The following is a 15,372-nucleotide window of genomic DNA, read 5'->3' on the forward strand; positions in this document are numbered from 1 at the left end:
AACTTTCAGGTGCAAGGACAGGGGATTCCTCAACATAGGGGATTCGTCTGTCCTTTTTTATGTGCAAAAATATCGATAATACTAGGGGGACTTGAAGATGGGGAATGAATTAAAACGAACGCCTTTATTTGACGAGTATGCAAAATATGGTGGGAAAACAATTGATTTTGGAGGCTGGGATTTACCAGTCCAATTCTCTTCCATCAAAGAAGAGCATGATGCTGTTCGTAACCGTGCTGGCCTTTTTGATGTATCCCATATGGGTGAAATCATTGTAGAAGGAAAAGATGCATTAGCTTATTTACAGCATTTATTAACCAATGATATTTCAAAAGTTGTAATTGGTGGAGCACAATATAATGCTATGTGCTACGAAAATGGTGGAGTTGTGGATGACCTCTTAGTTTACCGATTAGAAGATGAGAAATATTTATTGTGCGTTAATGCGGCTAATATTGAAAAAGATTTTGAATGGATGAAAGCTTGCGTACAAGGGGAAGTAACAGTAACGAACAAATCCGACGAATATGCACAGATTGCCTTGCAAGGTCCTCTCTCTGAAGAAATACTACAAACTTTAACAGAAATAAACCTAAACTCTTTAAAATATTTTAAATTTATAGAAAACGCTCAGATTGCTGGAAACAATGTATTACTTTCCCGTACGGGTTATACGGGAGAAGATGGCTTTGAACTTTACGGAGAACCTCAAGCCATTATTGCTCTTTGGACTAAAATATTGGAAGCAGGAAAGAACAAGGGAGTTGTGCCGGCAGGATTAGGCGCACGTGACACTCTACGTTTTGAAGCGTGTCTGCCACTTTACGGTCAGGAGCTTTCAAAAGACATTTCACCACTTGAGGCTGGAATCAGTTTTGCTGTAAAGCTTCAAAAGGAAAGTGACTTTATTGGAAAAAACGCATTGATTGCTCAAAAGGAAAATGGTTTATCTCGTAAGCTGATCGGTGTTGAAATGATTGATAAAGGAATCCCTCGTCATGGTTATAAAGTGTATAAAGATGGTGTTGAAATCGGTGAAATTACAACTGGTACTCAATCACCTCTAACAAAAAGAAATATCGGTCTAGCCTTAATTGATGCAAAATTTGCGCAATTAGATATAGAGATAGAAATTGAGATTCGTAATAAAAAATTGAAGGCGAAAACTACTGCAACTCCTTTTTATAAACGCTCAAAATAAATTGTGAAAAGAGGCTTATATAATGGTACATCGTTATCTTCCTATGACGGAACAAGACAAAAAAGATATGCTTGCCACTATTGGTGTAGAAAGTGTAAACGAACTATTTTCGGATATTCCTGAAAGTGTTCGCTTCCAAGGGTTATACGATATTAAAGCGGCAAAATCAGAATCTTCACTACTAAAAGAATTAAAACAGCTTGCTGCAAAAAATGAAGACACGGATTCGAATATTTCTTTCTTGGGTGCTGGTATTTATAACCATTATAAACCGGTCATTGTGGATCATGTTATTTCTCGTTCAGAGTTTTACACAGCCTACACACCATATCAACCTGAAATTTCACAAGGTGAACTTCAAGCGATTTTTGAATTCCAGACAATGATTGCAGAATTGACTGGAATGGATTTAGCTAATTCATCGATGTACGATGGAGGTACCTCATTAGCGGAAGCTGGGATGCTTGCTGCGGGTCACACTCGTCGAAAAAAATTGCTTGTTTCTGAATCAATCCATCCTGAATATCGTGATGTAGTTGCTACCTATGCATACGGTCAATCTATTGAGGTTGTGACTGTGCCAACGAATAATGGTGTTACTGATATCAACAAATTAATAGATTTAATAGACGACAATACAGCTGGGGTTATGGTGCAATATCCAAACTTCTTTGGTCAAATTGAAGATCTCCAAGCAATTGGTGATATTGCTCATGAAGCTAAAGGATTATTTATTGTTTCAGCAAATCCACTTGCATTAGGCATCCTGACACCTCCAGGTAAATTGGGGGCGGACATTACTGTTGGGGATGCACAAGTATTTGGTATTCCTGAAAGCTTTGGTGGTCCTTATTGTGGTTATTTCGCTACAACAACTAAGCTAATGCGTAAAGTGCCGGGTCGTTTAGTAGGTGAAACAGTGGATCAGGATGGTCGTCGTGGCTATGTATTAACATTGCAAGCCCGCGAACAGCATATTCGCCGTGAAAAAGCGACGTCTAATATCTGTTCGAACCAAGCATTATTAGCACTTGCTGCATCTGTTGCCATGACTGCACTTGGTAAAAACGGCGTGCAAGAAATGGCGAAACAAAATATTGTGAAAACGCGTTATGCGAAAAATGCTTTTGAAGCAGCTGGATTCACAGTTTCGTTCCAAGGTGCACATTTTAATGAAATTGTTGTGAAAACAACTAAACCTGTAAATGAAATAAATAAACAACTAATTCAAGACGGTATTATCGGTGGTTACGACTTAGGAACAGTTTATCCTGAACTAGAAAACAATGTATTAATTGCTGTTACGGAATTACGTACAAAAGAAGAAATCGACGCACTAGTTGAGAAAATGGGGGCTTACAATGCATAACGAAAATCAATCACTCATTTTTGAATTATCCAAAGAAGGACGTGTAGGCTACAGCTTACCAGAATTAGATGTACAGGATTTTGATTTAAAAGATTTATTACCAGAAGGATTTGTACGTGAAGAAGCTGCTGAATTACCGGAAGTGGCTGAATTAGACATTATGCGTCATTATACTGCCCTATCTCGTCGTAATCACGGGGTAGATTCAGGATTCTATCCATTAGGTTCTTGTACAATGAAATATAATCCTAAGATTAACGAAAACGTAGCTAGATTATCAGGTTTTGCCAATATCCACCCTCTACAAGATGAGGCTACTGTACAAGGAGCAATGGAATTATTATATGAACTTCAAACTTCATTAGTAGAAATTACAGGAATGGATGAAGTGACTTTACAACCGGCAGCGGGAGCTCATGGAGAATGGACAGCATTAATGATGATTCGTGCATTCCATGAAGCAAATGGCGAAGGTTATCGTAACAAGGTAATCGTACCGGACTCTGCGCACGGAACGAACCCAGCTTCAGCAACGGTTGCAGGTTTTGAAACTATTACCGTGAAATCGAACGAAGATGGTTTAGTAGATTTAGACGATTTACGTCGTGTAGTTGGAGAAGATACTGCCGCATTAATGCTAACAAATCCAAATACATTAGGTTTGTTTGAAGAAAACATTATAGAAATGGCTGAAATCATTCACGGGGTTGGCGGTAAGGTCTACTATGATGGGGCCAACTTAAATGCCGTTATGAGTAAAGCGCGTCCAGGAGACATGGGCTTTGACTGTGTACATTTAAATCTTCATAAAACATTCACAGGTCCTCATGGTGGGGGTGGTCCAGGGTCGGGTCCAGTTGGTGTGAAAGCGGATCTAATTCCTTTCTTGCCAAAACCTGTTTTAGTGAAGACAGAAGATGGATCTTTCCATTTTGATTACAACCGTCCGCAATCAATTGGTCGTGTAAAGCCCTATTACGGAAACTTTGGAATCAATGTTCGTGCGTATACTTATATCCGTACAATGGGTCCAGATGGTTTAAAAGCCGTAACTGAATATGCTGTATTAAATGCAAACTATATGATGCGTCGCTTGGAGCCTTACTTTGACCTGCCATATAACCGTCATTGTAAGCACGAATTCGTTCTTTCTGGTCGTCGTCAAAAGAAATTGGGTGTTCGTACTTTGGATATTGCAAAACGTCTATTAGACTTTGGATATCACCCGCCAACAATCTACTTCCCATTGAATGTTGAAGAAGGAATGATGATTGAGCCGACAGAGACCGAATCTAAAGAAACATTAGATGCATTTATCGATGCAATGATTCAAATCGCAAATGAAACAGAAGAGAATCCGTCAATCGTTCAAGAAGCGCCACATACAACAGTGATCAGCCGTTTAGACGAAACTCGTGCTGCCCGTACACCGGTACTCCGTTATACGAAAATCGAAGGTTAATACGAAATAGACGTCTCGATATGGGACGTCTATTTCATTATTAGTTGGTAATTTATCAAAAATTTGACAACAGATAAAAGGTGTTTCATTAATTTGATTGTTTTTAATTTAATAAAAAATGCCCAAAATAAATTAATCTATATTATAATAGGAAGAAACTCATAATATGTCATTTTGGGATAGCGCTTTTTTTGCGTGTCATATAGATGGAAGAATGTAAAGAGCGGCAGGGAAGATATATATTTCGAATCATTTTAAAGGGACATCTCACAAACTTTGAGACGTCCCTTTTAGTCGGTAAAATAGTATAATTTTGAGTAAAAGCAACATAAGAACAAAACATTGCCCGATCGATTTTGGGCATGAATCGTGATTTTCTAATGGCTTATGCTTTTGATTTCACTTTACCTGTCCAAGTTTTGAATCCGCCTTGTAATTGGTAAACCTGATTATAGCCTTTTTTCTTTAAGAAAAGAGCAGTACGCGCACTACGGCCTGCATTTTGGCAATACAGGTAGACTGGTAAATCTGGTCGGATTTCTTTGTAGCGTTGGCGAAGTTGCGTTGAGGGGATATTACGTGCACCTAAAATATGACCCGCTTCAAATTCTTTTACTTCACGCACATCAATTAGTTGTGATTTACGATAGCCTTGGATAAACTCATCTTGATTTAAGTTTGTCACTGCCTTCTTAAGACGCAGTGAATTTACTAGAACGTATACGATGATAAGACCTAGTATGATAGCAATTGTATAAAGTACAGCCACTGCAAAATTTCTCCTTTCTTTCTTCATATTCCATTATAAAAGAGAAAGTGGCGTTAGTCCAATCAGTTTGTTAAAATGATATTTAGTGCGTTTTAGGAGATGATGAAATGAAAGCAAAATGGTATTTTATTAATTCAGGACCATGTAGTCCCTCGTATAATATGGCGTTAGATGAAGCGTTGCTTGATTTACATAGTCAAGGAGAAATTCCTCCAGTAATACGCTTTTATGAATGGAATCCAGCTACACTATCCATTGGTTATTTTCAAAGTGCAGAAAAAGATATAAATTTAGAAGTTTTAAGAGAACAAAAATTAGGATTTGTGAGACGCCCAACTGGTGGTAGGGCAGTTTTGCATGAAAGTGAATTAACCTACAGTATCATAGTGACAGAACAATACCCCGAGATGCCTGCAAGTGTGACAGAAGCTTACCGGGTGCTGAGTGAAGGGTTGCTTCTAGGTTTTCAAAAATTAGGCTTAGATGCCTATTTTAGCATCCCTGATACAGAGGAAAAACAAGCTGACTTAAAGAAACCGAAAAGCGCCGTTTGTTTTGATGCCCCTAGCTGGTATGAATTAGTCGTTGAAGGGAAAAAAGTAGCGGGAAGTGCTCAAACTCGCCAAAAAGGTGTTATTTTACAGCATGGAGCAATATTACTTGATCTTGATGAAGAGAAACTCCTTTCTGTATTTAAATTTTCTTCACCTGAAGCGAAAGAGAAGATGCGTCAGAAGCTCCCGGAAAAGGCTGTTGCCATTAATAGATTAACAGATAAGGAAATTACGATTTCGCAATGTATCAAGGCCTTCAGAGAGGGATTTGAGGAAGCATTGGAGATAGAATTGGTGCCCTATCAATTAACTGAAGAACAATTACAATATGTAAAAATGCTGGAAGAAACAAAATATTTAAGTGATGAATGGAATTTTAAAAAGTAAGAACGTACGTTTCTTCTATCCCGGAAATTTTTTTATAGAGTTGAAAGTCTTTAAAATAAAGGATTTGAAATAGTTTTAAAAAAATCAAGCCCTTGAAATGATATTTTTTATAAGGTAATCTTTTCTAGTGAAAAATTAACTACATCTAGTATTTACTTTATTTCTCAGACACTATATGTTGTGGTGATGGCTGAAGTAGATTATACTAGATGTATTATCTATTAAGGGAGGCTGGCAGATGGTATTGGCAAAAGAAACGAAAACAACCATCCTCGTAGAACAACTCAATAAAGACATAGAGAAATTTCCTCAAGTACATCCAATTACACCGGATATGCATATTACGCATAAAGGTGTTTCAAGATTGGTAATGATTGATCGCTATTCGTTTAAGGATACCGAAAAGAAAACATTAAAGGCCGGAGATTTTGTCGTATTAACGATCAAAGAAGATCCGAAATTTCCTGCCCGTGGTTTAGGTTATATTCAATCGATTGATGCAGAAGCAAAGAAAGCACAAATTTTAATCGATGAAGAATACCGCCATGTTCTAGATGATGCAACAGAACAACAAACAGGTATCATCGTACGCTCATTAGACGTCATTGAAAAGCCTCTTGAAATTTTCTATGAACAAATTGCAAAACGTAATGCGTTTGGATTATCAGCTGTTGAAGAGACAGAAGAAAATAGAGAAAAGTGGTTTGCGAAGTTTTATGATCAGCTCGTATCTTTAAAATTCATTCCAGCTGGTCGCGTGCTGTATGGGGCTGGCTCCCAAACAGATGTAACGTTCTTTAATTGTTATGTTATGCCGTTTGTTGCCGATAGCCGTGAAGGAATTAGTGATCACCGTAAACAAGTAATGGAAATTATGAGCCGCGGTGGTGGAGTTGGTACAAATGGTTCGACACTTCGTCCGCGCAACACATTAGCACGCGGTGTAAACGGAAAATCGAGTGGATCTGTATCGTGGCTAGATGACATTGCGAAGCTGACGCATCTAGTTGAACAGGGTGGCAGTCGTCGAGGTGCTCAAATGATTATGTTAGCGGATTGGCACCCCGATATTGTGGAATTCATCATTTCAAAAATGCAAAACCCACGTATTCTTCGTTTCCTAATCGAAAATACGAATGATGAACTAATCTCCCAATTAGCAAATGAAAAACTAAAATTCAAACCATTAACTCAGCAAGAAGAAGCAATGTATCAAGGGATTGTTAACTATAGAAATATTCCTGGTCTAGGGGGATTCAATGAACCTATAATCAAGGAAGCAGAATCTAAATTGCGTGATGGTGGTACTTATAGTGTTCACAATCCAGAATTCTTAACAGGGGCAAACATCTCTGTGACATTAACAAAAGACTTCATGACAGCTGTTGAGAATGATGAAGATTATGAATTGCGATTCCCGGATGTTGCAAGCTACACACCTGAAGAAATGGCCATCTACAACGAAAAATGGCACGAAGTAGGGGATGTCCGTGAATGGGAAGCTCTAGGGTACCGAGTTCATACTTATCGTAAAATTAAAGCTCGTGAACTTTGGAACTTGATCAATATCTGTGCAACGTATGCAGCAGAGCCGGGTATTTTCTTTATCGATAATGCAAACGACATGACAAATGCGCGAAGCTATGGTCAAAAAGTTGTTGCAACAAACCCGTGTGGAGAGCAACCTCTCGCACCATTCTCAGTGTGTAATTTAGCTGCTGTGAATTTGGCTCAGTTTGCTGAGAAAGAATCGAAAACAGTCAACTTCGAAGCACTGCGTGAAACAGTTCAAATAGGTGTGCGAATGCAGGATAACGTTATTAACGCTACACCATACTTCCTGGAGGAAAATCGTAAACAAGCTTTAGGAGAACGTCGAGTCGGTCTTGGAGTGATGGGACTAGCTGACCTATTAATCTACTGTGAAAAAGAGTATGGATCACAGGAAGGAAACGAGCTTGTCGATAAAATCTTCGAGACGATTGCGGTAGCAGCATATGAAACGTCGATCGAACTCGGAAAAGAACGTGGAAGTTTCCCTTTCCTTGAAGGGGAAACACCGGAAGAAACAAATCGCTTAAGACAAGCCTTCATCAATACAGGCTATATGCAAAAAATGCCTGAACATGTTCGCCAGGGTGTACTTGAAAACGGCATTCGCAATTCGCATCTATTAACAGTTGCTCCGACGGGATCTACTGGTACCATGGTAGGAGTTGCAACTGGCCTTGAACCATATTTCTCATTCGTTTATTACCGTTCAGGTCGACTAGGGAAATTTATCGAAGTAAAGGCAGAAATCGTTCAGGAATATTTAGAGGCACATCCGGAAGCAGATGAAAATAACTTGCCAGATTGGTTTGTATCATCAATGCAACTATCAGCGGAAGCACATGCGGATGTACAATGTGTCATCCAGCGCTGGGTGGATTCATCCATTTCTAAAACGGTAAACGCACCTAAAGGATATACTGTCGAACAGGTCCAAAAAGTGTACGAACGTTTATACAATGGTGGCGCAAAAGGTGGAACGGTTTATGTGGATGGAAGCCGTGACTCACAAGTACTTACGTTAAAAGCAGAATCCTCTCATGATGAGCAGTTAGCTTTTGAAGAAGTACTTGAAGAGGAAGTAAAACAGAAACAACCTGTAGTTTTAGTAGATACTATTGCACCGCTTGCAACTACAAACGTAACAATTGGATCTGAAGTTGGGAATACTTGTCCAGTTTGTCGTCAAGGAACAGTTGAAGAACTAGGTGGCTGCAACACATGTACTGGCTGTGGGGCACAACTAAAATGTGGGCTATAATAAGGTAGCAAAAAGGCAATTTCCATTATGGAGATTGCCTTTTGTTTTTAAGCGAACCAATAATCATAGATATTTTTAATAATTAAAACAACTGTCATGATGATAAAGAGCATTCTAACGAAACTTGTCCCTTTGCTAAGTGCGAATTTTGTCCCAAAAAAAGCACCGACAATCATTGATGCACCCATAATTAATCCGTACGTGAAGACTACTTCCCCTAAAATTAAAAACATGATAAGTGCTGCAATATTACTAATGAAATTTAGTAGTTTTGCATTGCCGGCCGCTTGTAAAAAATCAAAGCCTGCGATTAACAAGACGAACATCATAAAGGAACCTGCCCCTGGTCCGAAAAAGCCATCATAGAAGCCTAATAGTAGAATACTAGCAACAAAGAGTGTACCACGCTTCCAGTCTAATGGCTTTCGCTCTTCTAACTGTCCCCAATTCTTTTTTAATAGCGTATAAATCAATACGACTATTAACATAACAATAATTAATGGCCTCAACAACTCGGAATCTATTAAATGAACTGTCCACGCACCTAACATTGAAAAGATGAAAACGAAGGGCAGAATGGGGCCGAGTAGCTTTAGATCAATTTTACCAGCTTTAAAAAACGTTAATGAGCTGGTTAAGTTCCCCATGGAAGCTGCTAACTTATTTGTAGCGATGGCTGCCGATGGGGGAAGACCTACGGATAATAGGGCGGGAAGCGTGATTAAGCCCCCACCACCAACAGTAGCATTTATAAAAGCGCCGACAAACCCAAAAAAGATGATAATGATTACTTTCGTTAAATCCAGTTCCATTTTTGCGCTACCCCTAAACTATTAATGTATTGTGGTAATCTTATCGAAGTTGCCTGAAATTGTAAATGGATTATTCTATCTTTATAACAATAATAAAAACGCATTTGGTCTCCACCAAATGCGTTTATGTTAATCGTGATGTAATTTCATTCCAATCTCAGGATCCTTTTCAACTTCGTGCAATTTCTTAAATGAAGCAATTGCTACTTCCACCATTTCATCTTTAGGTTCCTTTGTTGTCAATAATTGAAGCCATAAACCTGGATAACCTAAATATTTCAGTACAGGAATACCTCTAAGCGAATTCGTTGCTTGCAGTACTTCGAATGATATTCCCAGTACAACTGGAATTAAAAGAATGCGAATCACAATACGCAACCACAATGGATCAGTAGGGAAAAAGAAATAAACAAACATCCCGATTACAACTGTAAATAAGATAAAACTTGAACCACAACGATAATGCAGTCTCGATTGTTTTTGGACATTTTCAACTGTAACATCTAAGCCGGCTTCATAACAATTGATGACTTTATGTTCTGCACCGTGATATTGGAATACACGTTTTATCAATGGAGTCATCGATATGACATATAAATAACTTAAAAGTAAGATCAGTTTGAAAAAAGTTTCTAAGAATATTTGAGGGTATTTCCCGGATATCCAAGGTGAAAATAATTCAGCCATAAATACTGGCACTAAGGTAAAGACAAATTTACCAAATAGGAAGGAGATAACCCCAACAACGGCTACACCTAAAATCATTTGAAGTTTCGACGTTTCTTCGCTATTTTGCACTTCTTCACCAGGGTCAATTTCATAGCGTTCACTTGAGAATTGAAGATGTTTTGCACCAAGTCCCGAAGACTCGATTAATGCAATTACTCCTCGAAGAAAAGGGATTTTTTTTAGTTTTTGAAAAATGGGTTTTTTCGGTTTTTTTGCATAATAGTATTCAATTGAATCATCGTTTCTACGAACTGCTGTTACGGTATGATCCTTTCCACCGAACATGACCCCTTCCAGAAGTGCTTGTCCGCCGTATACAGGTGCTTCATTAGCCAAGGTTCTACACCACTCTCTCAAAATATAAAACTTATAACTAATTCATTGTACTAAATATTCGTCAAAACCTCTACGTTTACGCATATGAATTTTAAATATTGGCGAAACTTATTAAAAAAAAGAGGTGCTGTCCGTGATTTATTTAGCTGTTACTACAAGTTTATTTGCTTCTATTCTTTTAACGATTGGCTTAAAACTCTTATCTCTTTTTCATTTTATTAAATGGAGTCCAGTTGGCTACGCCAAAAGATTAAATATAATGGAATCAAGTCATTGGTCAGTAAAATGGCTATTTTTACTTATTGCGATTTTTTTAATAACGCTTCTCCTTTATTTTGCTATGCAATTTGTTGAGATGGTTCCTAGCTTTCTAACTTCGCTTATTATTGGTTCAATATTGGCGCTTATATGTGAGTGGGTAATTTTTGATTTGCCGGCAGAGCTTTCATCTTTTAAGAAATTATCTATCCCTTTTATGGTTACAGTGATTATTACTGCTAGATTTGTCTTTGAAACAGCTGCTTTCCACTACGCGGCTCATAGTGAACAAAATAAGTTGCCGTATAAGGACTCTGTGGTAAAATAAAAGTGGTAATTTTCGTTAAAACAAGATTTAATGCCCAATGTGAATGTCCCATGTTGATTGCGGATAATCCAAAATATATACTTTCCTATCCGCTAAAAAGAGGAGAATGTTGATGAAGGTTTTAGTGCTAAATGGACCGAATTTAAATCGTCTAGGCAAACGTGAGCCAGAAATTTATGGAAGTGAATCTTTGGATGATGTAAAAGAGAAATGCATCAACCTCGCAGCACAATTTAATGCTACCATTGAATTTAAACAATCTAATCATGAAGGAATTTTAATTGATTGGATCCACGAAGCAGAAGATGCGGATGTTAAGGCAATTGTTTTTAATCCTGGCGCATATACACATACAAGTATTGCGCTGCGGGATGCAATTGCAGCTGTAAATGTGCCTGTCATTGAAGTGCACATTTCAAACATACATAAAAGAGAATCGTTTCGTCATGAATCAAAGTTAGCTGCAGAATGTGTTGGACAAATATGCGGTCTTGGAACTTTTGGCTATGAACTGGCGCTTAGAAAGTTCTTGGAACAATGAATGGGGGAGCTTTAAATGATTAAATTAGAAAAATTACGTAAAGCGTTAGTAGAACAGAATGTTGATGGGTTGCTGATTACAAACGGATTTAATCGCCGTTATATGACTGGGTTCACTGGATCGGCTGGAGTTGCAATCGTATCACAAGATGATGCAGTGTTTATTACGGATTTCCGATATACAGAACAGGCTAACAAACAAATTCAAGATTTCCGTATTGTTCAACATGAAGGGACTATTTTTCAAGAAGCAGCAGATACGATTGCAAAAATGGGTATCAAAACATTAGGTTTTGAGAAAGATACATTGACTTACTCAATGTATGAAACTTATAAATCGCTCATATCAGCTGAATTAGTACCGCTTTCTGGATTAATTGAAAAAATTCGCTTGATAAAGACTGAACAAGAGATTAATATTATTAAGGTTGCATGTGAGATTGCTGATAATGCATTTTCGCATATTCTAGAATTTATCAAGCCCGGTTTAACCGAGCTTGAAGTCTCGAATGAATTGGAATTTTTCATGCGGAAACAAGGGGCAACAGCCTCCTCTTTTGACACGATTGTAGCAAGTGGAGTGCGCAGTGCATTGCCGCACGGTGTAGCTACTGACAAAGTGATTGAAAAAGGTGATTTCGTTACACTTGATTTCGGTGCTTTATATAATGGTTACATTTCAGATATTACTCGAACAATTGCAGTTGGACAACCTTCCGAAAAGCTTGTTGAAATGTACAATACGGTGTTGGAATCACAACTGCTTGCCTTGGAAAAAGTAGGACCAGGAATGACTGGGGTGCAAGCAGATAGCATTGCTCGTGATTATTTATCATCTAAGGGCTATGGTGAAGCCTTTGGACATTCAACAGGACATGGAATCGGTTTAGAAGTACATGAAGGTCCTGCACTTTCATCAAGATCTAGCTCGGTTTTGGAACCGAACATGGTTGTGACAATTGAACCGGGTATCTATTTACCGGGAATTGGTGGAGTTCGTATTGAAGACGATGTTTTAATCACAGAAACAGGTAATGAAAAATTAACTCATTCAAACAAAGAATTAATTATTTTATAATGGAGGAAAACAGCTATGATTTCAGTTAATGATTTCCGTACTGGCCTTACAGTAGAAATTGATGGCCAATTATACCGCGTATTGGATTTCCAACACGTTAAACCAGGGAAAGGTGCAGCATTCGTTCGTTCTAAATTACGTAACCTACGTAACGGTAACGTAACAGAAAAAACTTTCCGTGCTGGTGAAAAAGTAGAAAAAGCACAAATCGACAACCGTAAAATGCAATATTTATATGCACAAGGTGATTCTCATATTTTCATGGATATGGAGTCATACGAGCAAACAGAACTTGCAGGTGCGCAAATTGAAGAAGAGTTAAAATACCTTCTTGAAAATATGGAAGTTCATATCCAATCTTACCAAGGTGAAATGTTGGGTGTTGAATTACCAAATACAGTTGTTCTTGAAGTGGCTGAAACAGAACCAGGTATTAAAGGTGATACAGCTTCAGGCGGTACTAAACCTGCGAAAATGCAAACTGGTTTAATGGTAAACGTACCATTCTTTGTAAATGAAGGCGACAAATTAATCATCAATACTACTGAAGGATCTTACGTATCGCGTGCTTAAGTAGGAAATAGTTTCGGATTTTAGAGTGTAGACAAGGGTCAAGTTGACCTTGTTTGCACTCTTTTTTTATTTTAATAGCTAATAATTTTGCCAGGTTGTTAATAAGGTATAAAAAGTCTTCTATCTATTAGATGTGTCTCGAAAACTCACAAGAGAAGAAATCGCAAGTGTGTTCGGAGTCCCGCTTCCTATGATTGGACTCTATGAATGTCCTGAAAACGCTAGTCGGTCAGTTTTACTCTGCATCGACAATAGAACGGAGAAGTACGCGAACGAAAAACGGCACGTCCTGTGCCATAGTTCGCATGACTAACATCCTGTTCGCTTTCGCCTCATGAGGGGCCGAGCGAGGCAAGTAACGCGGATGCGAGCGTTATTCAACAGTCTGAGTCATCTATCTATTAGATGATTTTTTTCTTCAGTTCAAGGTCTATTTTTTTGAACAAGCTCATATATTGCCTTACACAAGGAGGCGTCGTGATGGAGTTACAGGACGTTTTGCGAGTAGCTGGAGTAGGGCTCATAATTGCTTTGCTGCATGTTTTCTTCGAGCAAATCGGCAAGAAGGAATTCTCATTCTTTATATTTTTTATTGCATATTTGTATATTACTGCAGAACTAATACGATTTTTACGGCTTTTCTTTGGCGACATTCTTACATTCTTCCAATGGCTTAATTTAAATTAGGTTAAACTATGACATTTTTAATTTATGCCGTAATCCTAATGATTCTTTTAATATTTATCAAAGAAACAATCAACAAACTACATGGAATAATTGTCGTCATCTTTTTTTTCGTCCTATTATATTTCTTATTGTCGATGCTCACTATTCCTTTTTTAGAGCAGCTCCTTTCATATGTACAGTCAGTGCCTTATGTACCTCAACTTGTGTACTCTGCACTTTTCTATCAGCTAGGTTTGTTCTTTCAATCGATTTTTGAGGAAGAGGATTATGAAACATTTGGCGAACTCGTAATGTTCTCAATTCGTATCGTGCTGTTATTTTACTGGACAAGTGAACTAGGAAAAATATTGTCAAGTTTATCGTCAATTTTAGAAAAGCTTCAGTAAGGGGCTCTGTGCCAATGCATGAAATACTAAATATCTTTTTGGACCCATTGAAAATTGCTGGACAATCCATCATTTTAATCTTGACTTATACCATCATGTTTTTAATAGTCGAAGCGTTTGTACCGAAATTCAAAAAATTTGCGGATGCACTATTTGTGATCATTCTCGTTTTAACACTTGGACAAACTGTGGTGGATGCTTTCTCCTTGATGGGAAATTTAGTCGATGTTGCTTCTGATTTCTTTTTAGCGATTACACCAATTTTAACTTCGCTTTTAGTTGTTTTAAATGCAGTATTTTCATTTATCGCATGGAGCCCGGTCATTCTTTTTATTTTCGAGATGTTGATTTTACTTTGCAAAAAAATATTAATCCCGGCCATTACTGTGGCATTAATACTGGATTTTTGTACAAGGTTTATTCAAGATATTTCATTTTCAAAGGCTTCTGAATTGATACGGGGAACAGTGATGACGTTAATTACTGCCTCCCTTATAGCGATGGTTACAGTACTTTCTTTTACAGGTGTTGCATTCTTTACAATTGACCAAGCTATCGCAAGCCCGATCAAGAAGGTAATTGAGCAAACTGTTCCGATCGTTGGATCACTGATTGTTGAAGGTTTTTCTATTTTTCACAAATATCAATCGACTGCTACAACAGTGGTTGGTTTTGGGGCCATGACTGCTTTTTGGGGGGCTTCCTTCTATCCGGCAGGTAGGCTGCTTATTCATGCGTTAACATTTAAGTTTATAGCTGCGATAGTGGAACCATTTACTGGAAGTACTATTAGTGGATTGCTGGATGATGTAGGAAAGTCATTATTGCTGCTTTGTGCAGTTGCCATTTTGTTAGGAATTGCCTTTGTCTTTATTTGGTTAATATTAATGGTAATTATGCAGCTAGGGGTGGGGAAAAGCTTTTGATCAAACTAATCGCGATTATTTTAATAGGAAAATGTTTACTACTTTTGGCAGATGAAAAAGACATCCTGGTCTATGTAAAACTAGCAACCTTATTAATTTTTTTAACAACAGTATTAGATTTTCTTAAACTCTAAAGCATAGAGTTGGGACTAGCTTCATACAATG

The 15,372-nt window shown here is 37.9% G+C and carries 16 protein-coding genes; 13 read left to right on the forward strand and 3 right to left on the reverse strand.

The window, feature by feature from the left end:
* Positions 1–97: 97 nt before the first annotated feature.
* From gcvT to gcvPB, 3 genes are read left to right on the forward strand one after another with little or no spacing between them, the layout of a single operon-like run.
* On the forward strand, positions 98–1,201 hold the full coding sequence (gene gcvT / locus ACFQU5_RS01990) for a glycine cleavage system aminomethyltransferase GcvT (protein ID WP_390284183.1): 1,104 nt from the start codon (positions 98–100) through the stop codon (positions 1,199–1,201).
* A 22-nt stretch (positions 1,202–1,223) separates the two neighbouring features.
* Positions 1,224–2,570, forward strand: coding sequence for an aminomethyl-transferring glycine dehydrogenase subunit GcvPA (gene gcvPA / locus ACFQU5_RS01995; RefSeq protein ID WP_390284185.1), 1,347 nt, complete (start codon positions 1,224–1,226; stop codon positions 2,568–2,570).
* Positions 2,563–4,032 (forward strand): aminomethyl-transferring glycine dehydrogenase subunit GcvPB, encoded by a 1,470-nt coding sequence (gcvPB, locus tag ACFQU5_RS02000; RefSeq protein ID WP_390284187.1) that lies wholly within the window; start codon positions 2,563–2,565, stop codon positions 4,030–4,032. The genes gcvPA and gcvPB overlap by 8 nt, the downstream gene beginning before the upstream one ends.
* Positions 4,033–4,417: 385 nt before the next feature.
* Here the strand turns inward: gcvPB and ACFQU5_RS02005 are convergent, their stop codons facing one another.
* Entirely contained in the window at positions 4,418–4,801 is a 384-nt protein-coding gene (locus tag ACFQU5_RS02005) for a rhodanese-like domain-containing protein (RefSeq protein WP_390284189.1), read from the reverse strand.
* Between the two features lie 107 nt (positions 4,802–4,908).
* On the opposite strand from ACFQU5_RS02005, the gene ACFQU5_RS02010 reads away from it, so the two are divergent.
* Together ACFQU5_RS02010 and ACFQU5_RS02015 are read left to right on the forward strand one after the other, a co-directional pair.
* Complete coding sequence (locus ACFQU5_RS02010; RefSeq protein ID WP_390284191.1) at positions 4,909–5,742, forward strand: lipoate--protein ligase family protein; 834 nt, start codon at positions 4,909–4,911, stop codon at positions 5,740–5,742.
* 238 nt (positions 5,743–5,980) lie between these two features.
* On the forward strand, positions 5,981–8,554 hold the full coding sequence (locus ACFQU5_RS02015; RefSeq protein ID WP_390284193.1) for a vitamin B12-dependent ribonucleotide reductase: 2,574 nt from the start codon (positions 5,981–5,983) through the stop codon (positions 8,552–8,554).
* A 47-nt stretch (positions 8,555–8,601) separates the two neighbouring features.
* Here the strand turns inward: ACFQU5_RS02015 and ACFQU5_RS02020 are convergent, their stop codons facing one another.
* Together ACFQU5_RS02020 and ACFQU5_RS02025 are read right to left on the reverse strand one after the other, a co-directional pair.
* Positions 8,602–9,366, reverse strand: a complete 765-nt coding sequence (locus ACFQU5_RS02020) for a TSUP family transporter (protein ID WP_390284195.1) — start codon at positions 9,364–9,366, stop codon at positions 8,602–8,604.
* Positions 9,367–9,495: 129 nt separating this feature from the next.
* Positions 9,496–10,380, reverse strand: a complete 885-nt coding sequence (locus tag ACFQU5_RS02025) for a DUF1385 domain-containing protein (RefSeq protein ID WP_390284690.1) — start codon at positions 10,378–10,380, stop codon at positions 9,496–9,498.
* Between the two features lie 184 nt (positions 10,381–10,564).
* Here ACFQU5_RS02025 and ACFQU5_RS02030 point away from each other — a divergent pair, with 184 nt between their 5' ends.
* The 8 genes from ACFQU5_RS02030 to ACFQU5_RS02065 all read left to right on the forward strand — a co-directional run bounded on the left by ACFQU5_RS02030 (position 10,565) and on the right by ACFQU5_RS02065 (position 15,341).
* The gene (locus tag ACFQU5_RS02030) at positions 10,565–11,017 is read left to right on the forward strand and encodes a hypothetical protein (RefSeq protein WP_390284197.1); all 453 of its coding nucleotides are present in this window, start codon (positions 10,565–10,567) and stop codon (positions 11,015–11,017) included.
* A gap of 112 nt (positions 11,018–11,129) precedes the next feature.
* Positions 11,130–11,558 (forward strand): type II 3-dehydroquinate dehydratase, encoded by a 429-nt coding sequence (gene aroQ / locus ACFQU5_RS02035; protein ID WP_390284199.1) that lies wholly within the window; start codon positions 11,130–11,132, stop codon positions 11,556–11,558.
* A 15-nt stretch (positions 11,559–11,573) separates the two neighbouring features.
* Positions 11,574–12,635: a M24 family metallopeptidase gene (locus tag ACFQU5_RS02040; RefSeq protein ID WP_390284201.1), complete on the forward strand. Its 1,062-nt coding sequence runs from the start codon at positions 11,574–11,576 to the stop codon at positions 12,633–12,635.
* Between the two features lie 15 nt (positions 12,636–12,650).
* Positions 12,651–13,208, forward strand: a complete 558-nt coding sequence (efp, locus tag ACFQU5_RS02045; RefSeq protein WP_390284203.1) for an elongation factor P — start codon at positions 12,651–12,653, stop codon at positions 13,206–13,208.
* A gap of 480 nt (positions 13,209–13,688) precedes the next feature.
* On the forward strand, positions 13,689–13,895 hold the full coding sequence (locus ACFQU5_RS02050; RefSeq protein ID WP_137729024.1) for a stage III sporulation protein AC: 207 nt from the start codon (positions 13,689–13,691) through the stop codon (positions 13,893–13,895).
* A gap of 8 nt (positions 13,896–13,903) precedes the next feature.
* The gene (locus ACFQU5_RS02055) at positions 13,904–14,281 is read left to right on the forward strand and encodes a hypothetical protein (RefSeq protein ID WP_390284205.1); all 378 of its coding nucleotides are present in this window, start codon (positions 13,904–13,906) and stop codon (positions 14,279–14,281) included.
* A gap of 14 nt (positions 14,282–14,295) precedes the next feature.
* Positions 14,296–15,207, forward strand: coding sequence for a stage III sporulation protein AE (locus tag ACFQU5_RS02060; protein ID WP_390284207.1), 912 nt, complete (start codon positions 14,296–14,298; stop codon positions 15,205–15,207).
* Positions 15,204–15,341, forward strand: coding sequence for a hypothetical protein (locus ACFQU5_RS02065; RefSeq protein WP_301137645.1), 138 nt, complete (start codon positions 15,204–15,206; stop codon positions 15,339–15,341). Before ACFQU5_RS02060 ends, ACFQU5_RS02065 begins: the two co-directional genes overlap by 4 nt.
* Positions 15,342–15,372 lie beyond the last annotated feature (31 nt).

Source organism: Ureibacillus sp. GCM10028918, assembly GCF_042666115.1.
Classification (GTDB): Bacteria; Bacillota; Bacilli; order Bacillales_A; family Planococcaceae; genus Ureibacillus.

Coding starts and splice junctions, on each gene's coding strand:
- gcvPB (WP_390284187.1), top strand. CDS start 2,563: ATGCATAACGAAAATCAATCACTCATTTTTGAATTATCCAAAGAAGGA.
- ACFQU5_RS02055 (WP_390284205.1), top strand. CDS start 13,904: ATGACATTTTTAATTTATGCCGTAATCCTAATGATTCTTTTAATATTT.
- efp (WP_390284203.1), top strand. CDS start 12,651: ATGATTTCAGTTAATGATTTCCGTACTGGCCTTACAGTAGAAATTGAT.
- gcvT (WP_390284183.1), top strand. CDS start 98: ATGGGGAATGAATTAAAACGAACGCCTTTATTTGACGAGTATGCAAAA.
- ACFQU5_RS02025 (WP_390284690.1), bottom strand. CDS start 10,380: ATGTTCGGTGGAAAGGATCATACCGTAACAGCAGTTCGTAGAAACGAT.
- ACFQU5_RS02020 (WP_390284195.1), bottom strand. CDS start 9,366: ATGGAACTGGATTTAACGAAAGTAATCATTATCATCTTTTTTGGGTTT.
- aroQ (WP_390284199.1), top strand. CDS start 11,130: ATGAAGGTTTTAGTGCTAAATGGACCGAATTTAAATCGTCTAGGCAAA.
- ACFQU5_RS02060 (WP_390284207.1), top strand. CDS start 14,296: ATGCATGAAATACTAAATATCTTTTTGGACCCATTGAAAATTGCTGGA.
- gcvPA (WP_390284185.1), top strand. CDS start 1,224: ATGGTACATCGTTATCTTCCTATGACGGAACAAGACAAAAAAGATATG.
- ACFQU5_RS02050 (WP_137729024.1), top strand. CDS start 13,689: ATGGAGTTACAGGACGTTTTGCGAGTAGCTGGAGTAGGGCTCATAATT.
- ACFQU5_RS02015 (WP_390284193.1), top strand. CDS start 5,981: ATGGTATTGGCAAAAGAAACGAAAACAACCATCCTCGTAGAACAACTC.
- ACFQU5_RS02040 (WP_390284201.1), top strand. CDS start 11,574: ATGATTAAATTAGAAAAATTACGTAAAGCGTTAGTAGAACAGAATGTT.
- ACFQU5_RS02010 (WP_390284191.1), top strand. CDS start 4,909: ATGAAAGCAAAATGGTATTTTATTAATTCAGGACCATGTAGTCCCTCG.